10 protein-coding genes and 1 pseudogene are annotated in these 11,641 nt (G+C 72.5%); 3 read left to right on the forward strand and 8 right to left on the reverse strand.

The window, feature by feature from the left end; all coding sequences use genetic code 11:
- Positions 1-8: 8 nt before the first annotated feature.
- Together OG289_RS19750 and OG289_RS19755 are read right to left on the reverse strand one after the other, a co-directional pair.
- Positions 9-917 carry a hypothetical protein gene (locus tag OG289_RS19750; protein WP_327315354.1) on the reverse strand — a complete coding sequence of 303 codons (909 nt, stop codon included), beginning with the start codon at positions 915-917 and terminating at the stop codon, positions 9-11.
- 67 nt (positions 918-984) lie between these two features.
- Positions 985-1,947 carry a GlxA family transcriptional regulator gene (locus tag OG289_RS19755; protein WP_327315355.1) on the reverse strand — a complete coding sequence of 321 codons (963 nt, stop codon included), beginning with the start codon at positions 1,945-1,947 and terminating at the stop codon, positions 985-987.
- A 438-nt stretch (positions 1,948-2,385) separates the two neighbouring features.
- On the opposite strand from OG289_RS19755, the gene OG289_RS19760 reads away from it, so the two are divergent.
- Both OG289_RS19760 and OG289_RS19765 read left to right on the forward strand, forming a co-directional pair.
- Positions 2,386-2,835: a hypothetical protein gene (locus OG289_RS19760; RefSeq protein WP_327315356.1), complete on the forward strand. Its 450-nt coding sequence runs from the start codon at positions 2,386-2,388 to the stop codon at positions 2,833-2,835.
- Positions 2,836-2,938: 103 nt separating this feature from the next.
- The gene (locus OG289_RS19765; protein ID WP_327315357.1) at positions 2,939-4,396 is read left to right on the forward strand and encodes an alginate lyase family protein; all 1,458 of its coding nucleotides are present in this window, start codon (positions 2,939-2,941) and stop codon (positions 4,394-4,396) included.
- 487 nt (positions 4,397-4,883) lie between these two features.
- On the opposite strand, the pseudogene OG289_RS19770 reads toward OG289_RS19765, so the two are convergent.
- Both OG289_RS19770 and OG289_RS19775 read right to left on the reverse strand, forming a co-directional pair.
- A pseudogene (locus OG289_RS19770) lies at positions 4,884-5,177 on the reverse strand (MFS transporter); the annotation flags it as partial.
- A gap of 37 nt (positions 5,178-5,214) precedes the next feature.
- Entirely contained in the window at positions 5,215-6,528 is a 1,314-nt protein-coding gene (locus tag OG289_RS19775) for a DUF445 domain-containing protein (protein ID WP_327315358.1), read from the reverse strand.
- A gap of 160 nt (positions 6,529-6,688) precedes the next feature.
- On the opposite strand from OG289_RS19775, the gene OG289_RS19780 reads away from it, so the two are divergent.
- Positions 6,689-8,023: an SGNH/GDSL hydrolase family protein gene (locus OG289_RS19780; RefSeq protein WP_327315359.1), complete on the forward strand. Its 1,335-nt coding sequence runs from the start codon at positions 6,689-6,691 to the stop codon at positions 8,021-8,023.
- Between the two features lie 3 nt (positions 8,024-8,026).
- Here the strand turns inward: OG289_RS19780 and OG289_RS19785 are convergent, their stop codons facing one another.
- From OG289_RS19785 to OG289_RS19800, 4 genes are read right to left on the reverse strand one after another with little or no spacing between them, the layout of a single operon-like run.
- Positions 8,027-8,920 carry a DUF1707 SHOCT-like domain-containing protein gene (locus tag OG289_RS19785; protein WP_327315360.1) on the reverse strand — a complete coding sequence of 298 codons (894 nt, stop codon included), beginning with the start codon at positions 8,918-8,920 and terminating at the stop codon, positions 8,027-8,029.
- Positions 8,921-8,929: 9 nt separating this feature from the next.
- Positions 8,930-9,958, reverse strand: coding sequence for an ABC transporter ATP-binding protein (locus OG289_RS19790; RefSeq protein WP_327320741.1), 1,029 nt, complete (start codon positions 9,956-9,958; stop codon positions 8,930-8,932).
- 30 nt (positions 9,959-9,988) lie between these two features.
- Entirely contained in the window at positions 9,989-10,753 is a 765-nt protein-coding gene (locus OG289_RS19795; RefSeq protein ID WP_327320742.1) for an ABC transporter permease, read from the reverse strand.
- Positions 10,754-10,802: 49 nt separating this feature from the next.
- Positions 10,803-11,603, reverse strand: a complete 801-nt coding sequence (locus OG289_RS19800) for an ABC transporter permease (RefSeq protein ID WP_327320743.1) — start codon at positions 11,601-11,603, stop codon at positions 10,803-10,805.
- Between the last annotated feature and the right edge of the window lie 38 nt (positions 11,604-11,641).

Raw genomic sequence — 11,641 nt, forward strand, 5'->3', positions numbered from 1 at the left:
GGCCGGCCTCAGGAGGAGTGCGGCGGGTATGGAGGAGTCGGACAGGGAGGGTACGGAGGGTACGGGGACGAGGGCGCCGCATACGGCGAAGGCACCCCATAGCCGGTCGGCTCCGGCTCACCCTCCGGACCCGGACCCCGCCCCAGCGCCGACGCGAACGTCAGCCCGTACCGGCGGTTCAGGCGTCGGATCTCCCACACCGAGAGGGCCGTCACCGACAAGGGGCCGCCCAGGAGGAACGGGTAGAGGACGAGGGGCGGGGCGTTGACGTCGGGGCCGTCGAGGCAGCTCAGGACGAACAGGGACCACACCAGGACCGGGGAGACCAGCGCGGGCAGCAACTCGTGGACGTCGCCGAGGCGGAAGCAGGAGTTGAACGAGTACCAGACGCAGCTCAGCACCGAGAAGGCCCCCATGGCCACGACGACGAGGCACATGGGGAGGACGAGGACGACGAACGGCAGGAACACCACCGCCGTGGCGAGGATGCCGTGGGAGCGGATCTCGCTCCACGGGATGACCTCCCCTTGCAGCAGCTTGGCGAGGAGCGTGCCGCCTCCGCCGGCCATGAGTGTGCCGAGCAGCAGGGCGCGCAGCGTCTCTCCCGGTGCCTTGAGGCGACCGAAGTAGACCCGGCGCAGTGGGGGACGGGCCGCGGTGATGAAGACCGTCACGGCGACCAGACCGGCCACGCAGAGGATTCCGAAGCCGGCCACCAGGTCCACGAGCTTGCCGAAGGCGAACTCCGCGCGGCCTTCGGCGAGCGGGTAGGACACCAGCATCCATCCCGTCGCCGCCAGCCCGGCCAGCGTGCGGCCGGACTGGAGCCGGTCGATGACACGGTCCCGGATCTGGCCTGGGCGCGGGTCCGCGGCCCCGGCGCCGATCTCCAGGAACTCGCGGGCAGTGCGGAGCATGCTGTTCGGATCCCTGCCGTCGCTGGTGACGAAGATGTTCGGCGGATCACCTTATACGATCTTTACCTTACGGAGTTCCCGCCCTCGACCGGAACGCCCGTCGATACCCCTGCGGGCTCGTCCCCACCATGCTCCGGAACCGCTCCCGAAACGCCGTCGGGGAGCCGAACCCCGCCTGGGTGGCGATCCGTTCCACCGGGTACGCCGTCGACTCCAGGAGGTACTGCGCGCGCCGCACCCGCGCCCGGTGCAGCCAGCGCAGGGGTGTCGTCCCGGTCTGTTCGCGGAAGCGGCGGTTGAGGGTGCGGGTGCTCATGCCGGCCCGCCCGGCGATCCGGTCCAGCGTCAGATCGCTGCCGCAGTTGTCCTCCAGCCAGGCCAGCAGGGGTTCGAGGGTCGCCCCGGCGGGCGCCGGTGACAGGTCCTGGACGATGAACTGGGCCTGGCCGCCCTCCCGTTCGAGCGGCATGACCGACATCCGGGCCGCCTGCGCGGCGATCGCCGACCCGTAGTCGTGGCGGATCATGTGCAGGCACATGTCCAGCGCCGCCGCCGCGCCCGCCGAGGTGAGGAACTGACCGTTGTCGACGTAGAGGACGTTCGGGTCGACCGTCACCTTCGGGTAGCGCTCGGCCAGGTCCCGCGCGGCGATCCAGTGTGTCGTCACGCGCAGCCCGTCCAGCAGGCCCGTCGCGGCGAACAGGAACGCCCCGACGCAGACCGACGCGATCCGCGTGCCGTTCGCCGCCGCGTCCCGCAGGGCCTCCGCGACGCCGTCCGGCAGCTCCTCGGGCGGGTTCGCCACCCCGGGCAGGATGATCGTGTCCGCCTCGGCCAGCGCGTCCAGCCCGTACGGCGCGCGCACGGTGAACGCGCCCGCGCTCACCTCCCCGGCGGTGGACGGCGAGCAGACCCGCACCCGGTACGCCGCCCGCCCGTCGGGCAGCCGCGCCCAGCCGAAGGCGTCGATCGGGGCGGACAGATCGAACGGGACGACCCCGTCCAGGACCAGTACGGCGACGGTGTGCATGGCGAGAGCGTAGGCATACGACGGATTCCCGCCGACCCCGGGTACACGACAGCGCTGCCCGACAGCCGGGCATGGTCGGGCCTGGCAGCCGGCAATGAGCGGCCCTGAGCCGGGCATGAGCAGCCCTGGCAGCCGGGCATGAGCAGCCCTGGCAGCCGGGCATGAGCAGCCCTGGCAGCGGGCATGGGCGGCCTTGGCAGCGGGCATGGGCGGTCCTGAGCCGGGCATGAGCGGCCCTGGCAGCGGGCATGGGCGGCCCTGAGCCGGGCATGGGCGGCCCTGAGCCGGGCATGAGCGGCCCTGGCAGCGGGCATGGGCGGTCCTGAGCCGGGCATGAGCGGCCCTGGCAGCCGGGCATGAGCAGCGCTGGCGAGAATCCGTCGCCCTCTGGCATTTCCGCCGCTTCCGCGAGATCCCCGCGGTGCCTAGCGTCGGTCCGTGACCAAGTTCCTCCTCGCCGTCCACGTCCTCGCCGCGATCATCGCGATCGGGCCCGTCACCGTCGCCGCCAGCATGTTCCCGCCCGCCGCGCGCCGCGCCCTGGCCGCGCCGGACGACGCGCGCGCGAGCGAGACCGTGCGGCTGCTGCACCGCATCTGCCAGGTGTACGCGGCCGTCGGCATCGCCGTCCCCGTCTTCGGGTTCGCCACGGCGGGCGCGATGGGAGTGATGGGCGACACCTGGCTCATCGTGTCGATGGTGCTGACCGTCCTGGCCGCGGGTGTGCTGCTGGTCCTCGTCCTGCCACGCCAGGAGGTCCTCGTCGAGGGGCAGGGCACACGGGAGACGACCGTCCAACTCGCCATGTTCTCCGGTGTGTTCAACCTGCTGTGGGCCGCGGTGACGGTCTTGATGATCGTGCGGCCGGGGTCGACGACCGGAGCGTAGGACGGGCGTACGCGGCCCAGTTTTCGTTATCGGCCCCACCCCCGTCCGTCTCCCGTGCATGCATCTGACTCGACCTCGACAGATCAGCGTCAGCCGCCGGAGCATGCTGAAGGCCGCGGGTGTGGCCGCCGGGGCAACCGCCATCGGTGTCACCGCAACCCCGTCGGCGACCGCGGCCGGCTACGCGCACCCCGGGCTTCTGCACACCGGCGCCGACCTGGCGCGCATGGCCGCCAAGGTGAAGGCCGGCGCCGCGCCCTACACGGCCGGGTACGCCAAGCTCACCGCCAACCGGCATGCGCAGAGCGGCTGGACGGCCAACCCTCAGGCGACCGTGTACCGGGGATCGGGCTCGCCCCAGAACTACACGACGCTCTACAACGACATCCACGCCGCCTACCAGAACGGCCTGCGCTTCCACGTCAGCGGGGAGAGCGCGTACGCCGACACGGCCGTCGCGATCCTCAACGCCTGGTCCGCGAAGCTCACTTCGCTGCAGGGCTCCGCCGACCGGTTCCTCGCGGCCGGGCTGTACGGCTACCAGTTCGCCAACGCCGCCGAACTCGTCCGCGACCACGCCGGCTTCGAGCTCGAACGCTTCCAGAAGATGCTGACCACCGTCTTCTCCCCGCTCAGCGAGAGCTTCCTGACGAACCACAACAACGCCGTGGTCACCAACTACTGGCCCAACTGGGACCTGGCGGCCATGGCCTGCGTCCTGGCCACCGGCATCTTCTGCGACGACAGCGCCAAGGTGGCGAGGGCCGTCGAGTACTTCAAGAGCGGCGCAGGGCTCGGCGCCGTCAAGAACGCGATCCCCGTCGTGCACGACGACGGCCTCGGCGAGTGGCTGGAGGCCGGCCGCGACCAGGGGCACGCGCTGCTCGGCGTCGGCCTCATGGGCACCTTCTGCGAGATGGCCTGGAACCAGGGCATCGACCTGTACGGCTACGACGACAGCCGCTTCCTCAAGGGCGCCCAGTACGTGGCCAAGTGGAGTCTCGGCGGCGACGTGGCCTACACCGCCAACACCCGCAAGAAGGGTGCGATCGGGGGCTGGTCGGGCAACGAGACCGCCTCCGACGCGGCCGGCGTCGATCCGACGATGACCCGGCCGATCTGGGCGATGATCGCCAACCACTACACCAAGCGCCGGGGACTGTCCGCCCCCTACCTCACCCGCGTCGCCGCCAAGGCCGCGCCCGAGGGCGGCGGCGGGGACTACGGCCCCAACAGCGGCGGCTACGACCAACTCGGCTTCGGCACCCTGGCGTTCACCCGGGACAGGTCGGCGACGACCGCCTCGGGCACCCCGGCGTCGGGCGGCGCCTCGGGCTCCCCGGCCTCGTCCGGGTCCGCCGCGGCAGCGGACCCCTCGACGGCGCCCTCCGCCTCGGCGACCCCGGCCAACGCGGCGTCCGCCGCCGGAGGACACGGCGACCTCGCCTCCACCGGCTCCACGGACATCGTCGCCTGGACGGCCACCACCGGCCTCACCGCCCTGGCCGGCGGCCTGCTGCTGCTGCGCCGCCGGGGCCGGATGCGGGGCGGGGCGGAGTAGCAGACGCCCCCACGAGGCGGGGAGGCGAGGAACCCGGGAAGCCCCAGGCCCCCAGGCCCCCAGGCCCCCAGGCCGCCAGGCCGCCAGGCCGGTGGGCCGCCAGGCCGGTGGGCCGCCAGGCCGGTGGGCCGCCAGGCCGGTGGGCCACCAGGCCGGTGGGCCGCCAGGCCGGTGGGCCACCAGGCCCCCAGGCCGCCAGGCCGCCAGGCCGGTGGGCCGCCAGGCCGGTGGGCCGCCAGGCCGGTGGGCCGCCAGGCCGGTGGGCCGCCAGGCCGGTGGGCCGCCAGGCCGGTGGGCCGCCAGGCCGGTGGGCCGCCAGGCCGGTGGGCCGCCAGGCCGGTGGGCCGGTGGGCCGGTGGGCCGCCAGGCCGGTGGGCCGGTGGGCCGGTGGGCCGGTGGGCCGGTGGGCCGGTGGGCCGGTGGGCCGGTGGGCCGGTGGGCCGGTGGGCCGGTGGGCCGAAGGCCCCCAGGCCCGAAGGCCGCCCGCCAGGCCCCCGGGCAACAGGGCACCGGCGCACGCGTCCGCCGCGTACAACGCGGCCGCGATGCCGGTGACCTGCCCGGATGTGATCGGCAGGCCGCTGCCCGGCTCCGACAGCCGGCCGGCGATGTTCCCGACGACCGTGACCTCCAGGCCGTCCAGGATCCACACGGTGCCCAATCCGATGACGATCGTCCAGTGCCGGCGCGACCACGGCAGGCGGTCGAGGCGGGCGGGGATGTTCGTGGTGACGGTACGGCCGGTAGCGGACTGCGCGGTGGTCGTGGGCTCCCTCCACAGTGAGCGAACCCCGGGCGGGTTCCCGCCACCAGCGGTGTCACGCCCCCAGCCCCCGCGCCACCGAGTAGATCACCAACCCGGCCAACGATCCCACCACCGTGCCGTTGATCCGGATGAACTGCAGGTCACGGCCGATGTGGGCCTCGATCTTGCGGGTCGTGTGCTCCGCGTCCCAGCCCGCGACAGTGTCGGTGATCAGGGAGGTGATCTCGCGCCGGTAGGTCGTCACGACGTGCACCGCCGCGCCCTCGACCCAGCTGTCGACCTTGTCCTGGACCTTGCGCTCGGTGGCCATCCGGGCGCCCAGGGACAGCAGCGAGGCCCGCACGCGCAGGCGCAGCTCACTGCGCTCGTCGTCCGCCGCCGCGACGATCATGGAGCGGACGGCGGTCCAGGCGGACGCGATCAGGTCCTGGACCTCGCCCCGGCCCAGCACCTCGCCCTTGAGCCGTTCCACCCGCGCCCGGGTGTCCGTGTCGGACTGAAGGTCGGAGGCGAAGTCGGTGAGGAAGCGGTCCAGGGCGCCACGGGCCGGATGGGAGGGCATGTCCCGCATCTCCGCGCAGAAGCGGAGCAGCTCCTTGTAGACCCGCTCGCCGACCTTCTTGTCGACGAACCGCGGGGTCCAGCCCGGCGCGCCGCCCTGCACCGCGTCCATCACCGAGTCGGCGTGCAGCACCAGCCAGTCGTGCGCCCGGGTCACCACCAGGTCGACGGCCCGCCGGTGGCCGCCGTCCGCGACGACCTTCTCCAGCAGCTTCCCGATGCCCGGCGCGATCTCCTGCGCGTCCGCCCGACGCGTGATCGCCTCCCCCACCACCGCCTGGACGTCCGAGTCGCGCAGCACGGTCAGCGCGCCCCGCAGCGCCGTCGCCAGCTCCGCCGTCACCCGGTCGGCGTGCTCCGGCTCGGCGAGCCAGGCGCCCAGCCGGGTGCCAATGCCGACCGAACGCAGCCGCTGCCGTACGACGTCCTCGGAGAGGAAGTTCTCTCCGACGAACTCGCCCAGCGAGACGCCCAGCTGGTCCTTCTTGTTCGGGATGATCGCCGTGTGCGGGATCGGCAGACCCAGCGGGTGCCGGAAGAGGGCCGTGACCGCGAACCAGTCGGCGAGCGCACCCACCATGCCCGCCTCCGCGGCCGCCGCCACATAGCCAGCCCAGGCGCCCGCGCCCTGGTGGGAGGCCCACTCGGCGAGGACGTACACCACGGCCACGAACAGCAGCAGTCCGGCCGCGGTGAGCTTCATCCGGCGCACCCCGCGCTGCCGCTCCTCGTCCGCGGGAGTGAAGGAGGTCATGGCGCGATAGGACGTGGTCCCGTCCGCTGCCGCCGCTTCGGTACGTTCCATTTGCTCCACCCGTTCGGTGATCCCGCGCACATTGTCCCTTCCTGACCGACTCCTGGAACGGAACAGGAGTTCCCGGCGTCTGTAAGGCGGGAGGTCAAGGGTGAGCTCCTGCCCTGTTCCGGAGCCTTCGACTCCCCCGCCCTAGGAGACACGCGCCCGCATGACCAGGCGTCACGGTTGTGTGCTGCTGTCCGCGATCACCGCCCTGATCGTGGCCCTGTCCGCCGCCATATACCTCGGAGCCGCCGCCGAGCACGGTCCCGGCCGGCGTACGGACGCCGCCCTCGCCGCACCCCCCGGCGCCCGCAACGCGGCCCCCGTCTCGACCGGCGTCTGGGTCGGCACCTGGTCCGCCGCCCCGGCCGGCGGGGAACCCGGCACCGAGACCGACGGCATGGCGGGCCGCACGGTCCGCAACGTCGTGCACACCAGCGTCGGCGGGACGAGTGCCCGCGTCACGCTGTCCAACCTCTACGGCACCGGCCCGCTCACCGTCACCCACGCCACCCTCGCCGTCGCCGCCGCCGACGACAGCGCCGCCGCGGACCCCGACACCCTGCGCCGGCTCACCTTCGGCGGCGCCACGACCGTCGTCGTCCCGGCCGGCGGAAGGGCCGTCAGCGACGCCGTCACCGTCGCCGTCCCGTCCGACTCCGACGTCCTGGTCAGCACCTACTCCCCCACCTCCGCCGGCCCGGTCACCTACCACCCGCGCGCCCGGCAGACCAGCTACGTCGCCGAGGGCGAGTCCACCGAGGACGTCACCGGCGCCGCGTTCACCGGGACGAGCGCGTACTGGCGCTACCTGACCGCGCTGGACGTGCTCAGCAACGAGGCCGACGGCACCGTCGTCGCACTCGGCGACTCCATCACCGACGGCGTCACCTCCACCACGGGCGCCAACCGCCGCTGGCCCGACGTCCTCGCCGACCGGCTGCGGACCGCCGCCGCCTCCTCCGCCGGCGACACCGCGCCCCGCTACGGCGTCGTCAACGCGGGCATCAGCGGCAACCAGGTCCTCGTCGACGACCCCCGGCGCGGCGCCAGCGGGCTGAACCGCTTCGAACGGGACGTCCTCGACCGTACGAACGTGAAGGTCGTCGTCATCGACCTCGGCATCAACGACATCCTGCGCAACAAGCGGGTCGCCGACCCGCAGGCGATCGTGGACGGCCTGCGCACCCTCGCCGACCGCGCCCACGCCCACGGCATCAGGGTCGTCGGCACCACCCTCACCCCGTTCCGCGGCCACCGCGGCTACACCGACGCCCGCGAGGACGTCCGCCGACGCGTCAACGCGGCGATCCGGGCGGGCGGGGTGTACGACGCGGTCGTCGACCTCGACCAGGCGCTGCGCGACCCCTACGACCCGCGCAGCCTGCGCGCCGAGTACGACTCGGGCGACCACCTGCACCCCAGCGACCGGGGCTACCGCAAGATGGCGCAGAGCGTCGACCTGACGAAGCTGGAGGGCTCGGCGCCGGCGGAACTGTAGGAGTCAGTGGTCGCCGTTGCGGCGCCTGTCCCGCTCCTCCCAGCGTTCCCGGTGCCGCTCGCGCCGCTCCTCGTGCCGCTCCCGGCGCTCCTCGTGGCGTTCGCGCATCAGGTCGCGGTGGCCCTCCAGCATCCTGAGGTGGGCGTCGTACGTGTCCGCGCGGTCCTCCTCCCGCAGCTCCCGCACGGAGGCGCCGCGGGCCGGCTTCCCCTGGCGGCGCTCTTCCTTCAGCCGGCGCCGCTCCTCCTTGGTCAGCTTGCGCTCGATACCGACCCCGCCCCAGAACGCGAACCCGGTGACGACCACCCGCGGCGCGCCCGGATCCCCCACCACGCCCGTCTCCCGCTGGTCGAAACCGCCCATCACGCCGATACCGCGGACGACGACCTCGACGCCCGGCGGCACGGTGATCTGCACCCCGCCCATGATCGCCACGCAGTTGATCTCGACCTCACCGGCGGCGAAGTCCGCCTCGCGCAGGTCGATCTCCCCGCCGCCCCAGAAGGCGACGCAGTTGAAGCGCCGGGGAACCGTCCAGCGGCCCTTGCGCTGGAAGCCCGACATCACGGCCACCGCCCAGGTCGACGAACCCTCGCCACCCACGATCCGTCCGGCCCAACTCCCGCCCGCCGACGGCTCCTTGCTCAGCGACACAACCGGCGGGGGCACGACTCCGGCAACCGGCAGGTCCCGGGTGATCGGCACCAACTCCCCGTACGTGCGCGCCTTGTACGTCAGCTCGAGCCGCTCCTCGAACTCAGCCATGTCGAGACGGCCCTCCGCGAGGGCGTCCCGCAGGACCTCGGCGACCCGCTCACGATCGGCGTCCGATGCGCGGAGGTCGGGGGGACCCGGGACAGCGTCGGGGGGACCCGGGACTGCGTCGTCGTCGGTCATGACAGCAGCCTACGAGGTCCCGGCCCCGGGCACTACGGTCTCCCGCTCGCCCTCCCGTTCCGCCTGCCGCTCCCCCTCCCTCTCCGCGTACATCTTCGCGATCACGGCCTCGATGTCCGGCTCGCGCACCGACAGGTCCACCAGCGGATACTCCGCCGCGATCCGCGCGACCAGCGGAGCCGCCGACTCCGACGCCGGGAACGCCAGCCACTGCCTCGGACCGTCCACCTTCACCACCCGCGCCGCCTCCCCCACCTCGACCGGCGGCAGCTCCCGCTCCAGGTCCACCACCAGCGTCCGCTCGCTCTCCCCCGCCTCGTGCAGCCCCGCCAGCGCACCGTCGTAGACCAGCCGGCCGTGGTCGATGACCATCACCCGCGAACACAGCTGCTCGATGTCCTGGAGATCGTGCGTGGTCAGCAGCACCGTCGTGCCACGCTCGGTGTTCAGCTCCCGCAGGAACTCCCGCACCCGCGACTTGGAGACCACGTCCAGACCGATCGTCGGCTCGTCGAGGTAGAGCACCTCGGGATCGTGCAGCAGCGCCGCCGCGATGTCACCGCGCATCCGCTGACCGAGCGACAGCTGCCGCACGGGCACGTCCAACAGGGCCGACAGATCGAGGAGTTCGACCAGCCGGTCGAGGTTCTCGCGGTAACGGCCGTCCGGGATGCGGTACATGCGGTGCATCAGCCGGTAGGAGTCGATGAGCGGCAGGTCCCACCACAGTGTCGTCCGCTGCCCGAACACCACCCCTATACGGTGCGCCAGACGCGTCCGCTCGCGCGACGGGTCGATCCCCGCGACCCGCAGCCGGCCGCCGCTCGGGGTCAGGATCCCCGTCAGCATCTTGATCGTCGTCGACTTCCCGGCACCGTTCGGCCCGATGTAACCGACCATCTCGCCGCGCGCCACGGTGAAGGAGATCGAGTCGACGGCCCGCACCTGGCGCACCTCACGCCTGAGGAACCCGGTCTTCCTGCGCACGTCGAAGACCTTCTCGACGCCGTCCAGCTCGATGAAGCGCTCGTCCGTCATACCCGCCATGCCCGTCATCGCCGTCATGCCCTAACTCCCCGTGCTCCGATACGTCCGCAGCCCCGCCCGCCACGCCAGTCCCGCGAGCACGCAGCACGCCGCCGCCACCAGCGGCGGAGCGAACGCCGCCCACTGCGGCAGCCCCAGTGGATACGGCCGCCCCAACACATAGGCGGCGGGCACCCAGTTGACGAAAGCCAGCGGGAAGACGAACGTCACCCCGCGCACCAGTTCCTTGCCGAACACGGTCGGCGGATACTGCAGCATCGTCTGACCGCCGTACGTGAACGCGGCCTGCGCCTCGGACGCGTCCTGCGCCACGAACTGGAACGCGGCGCCGGCCACGAACACCGCGCCGAAGATCACCCCGCCGCTCACCAGCATCACCGGCACCAACAGCACCTTGACCGGCGTCCAGGCGACGTCCATCGCGACCAGCGCGTAGCCCAGCACCAGCGCCCCCTGGGTGATCCGGGCCACCCGGCGCAACGCGAACCGGTCCGCGGCGACCTGGGCCAGCACCGGCGCCGGCCGCACCAGCAGCGTGTCGAGCGTGCCGTCCCGCACCCGCCGGCCCAGCCGGTCCACGGAGCCGATCGCCAGGTCCGCGATGCCGAACGCGGTGGCCGAAAGGCCGTAGAGGAACGCGATCTCCGGCAGCGTGTAGCCGCCGAGCGCGTCCACCTGCGAGAACATCAGCAAGATCGCGACAAAGTCCAGCCCGGTCACCAGCAGACCTCCGAGCGCCGTCATCACGAACGACAGCCGGTAGGCCAGCGTGGAACGGATCCACATGCCGGAAATCAGCCGGTAGGCCCGCAGACCCTCCAGCACCCGGCTGCCCTCACCCACCCTGGACCACCACCCGCCGGGTCGCCGCCCCCTGCACCAGCCGCCCCAGCGCCAGCAGCACCACCGCCCACGCCGCCTGGAACGCGAAGACCGGCAGCGGATCGGCCTCCCCCATCAGCAGGTCCGCGGGCATCTGCAGCAACGCCGCCCACGGCAGCGCCCGTACGACATCGCCGAGCGCCCCCGGGAACGCGTTCAGCGGCAGCGCCATCCCGCCGCAGAACATGCCCGTGACCATCAGCATCTGCAGCGCGCCCGTGCCGTCCAGCAGCCAGAACCCGCTCAGCGCCACCAGGAACCGGATCGCGAAACTGACCACCATCGCCAGCACGATCGCCACCAGCAGCCCCAGCCAGATCAGCGGATCGTCCGGCAGCGCCGTTGGGAACAGCAGCGTCCCCACGGCGAACGGGATCACCCCCCGCCCGATCAACTGGAACAGCGCCCGCCCCAAGTCATTGGCCAGCCACCACACTTGAAGGTCCGCCGGACGGTACAGGTCGATGGCGACCTCACCCGTGCGAATGCGTTCCATGAGGTCGGTCTCGAAACCACCGCCCTGGATCGCCAGCGTCGCGTACAGCGCCTGACCCAACCACACATAAGTGACCGCCTGCGCCTGGTCGTAGCCCCCGAGGTGCGGCCGCTCGCCCCACAACGCCAGGTATGTGTAGACGAGGATCAGGCCGAAAACGGTGTTGGTGAACACCCCTGCGGCCGTGGCCACCCGGTAGGTCGCGTACCTTCTGAAACCCCCCGCTGCGACGGCCGCGTACAAACGTGCCGATCCCAATGCAACCGTCCTCCTCACCCGCTTGTCACCCTTGGTGC

The sequence above is a fragment of the Streptomyces sp. NBC_01235 genome, from assembly GCF_035989285.1.
Taxonomy (GTDB): Bacteria; Actinomycetota; Actinomycetes; order Streptomycetales; family Streptomycetaceae; genus Streptomyces.

Coding starts and splice junctions, on each gene's coding strand:
- OG289_RS19750 (WP_327315354.1), bottom strand. CDS start 917: ATGCTCCGCACTGCCCGCGAGTTCCTGGAGATCGGCGCCGGGGCCGCG.
- OG289_RS19755 (WP_327315355.1), bottom strand. CDS start 1,947: ATGCACACCGTCGCCGTACTGGTCCTGGACGGGGTCGTCCCGTTCGAT.
- OG289_RS19765 (WP_327315357.1), top strand. CDS start 2,939: ATGCTGAAGGCCGCGGGTGTGGCCGCCGGGGCAACCGCCATCGGTGTC.
- OG289_RS19775 (WP_327315358.1), bottom strand. CDS start 6,528: ATGGAACGTACCGAAGCGGCGGCAGCGGACGGGACCACGTCCTATCGC.
- OG289_RS19780 (WP_327315359.1), top strand. CDS start 6,689: ATGACCAGGCGTCACGGTTGTGTGCTGCTGTCCGCGATCACCGCCCTG.
- OG289_RS19785 (WP_327315360.1), bottom strand. CDS start 8,920: ATGACCGACGACGACGCAGTCCCGGGTCCCCCCGACGCTGTCCCGGGT.
- OG289_RS19790 (WP_327320741.1), bottom strand. CDS start 9,958: ATGACGGACGAGCGCTTCATCGAGCTGGACGGCGTCGAGAAGGTCTTC.
- OG289_RS19795 (WP_327320742.1), bottom strand. CDS start 10,753: ATGTGGATCCGTTCCACGCTGGCCTACCGGCTGTCGTTCGTGATGACG.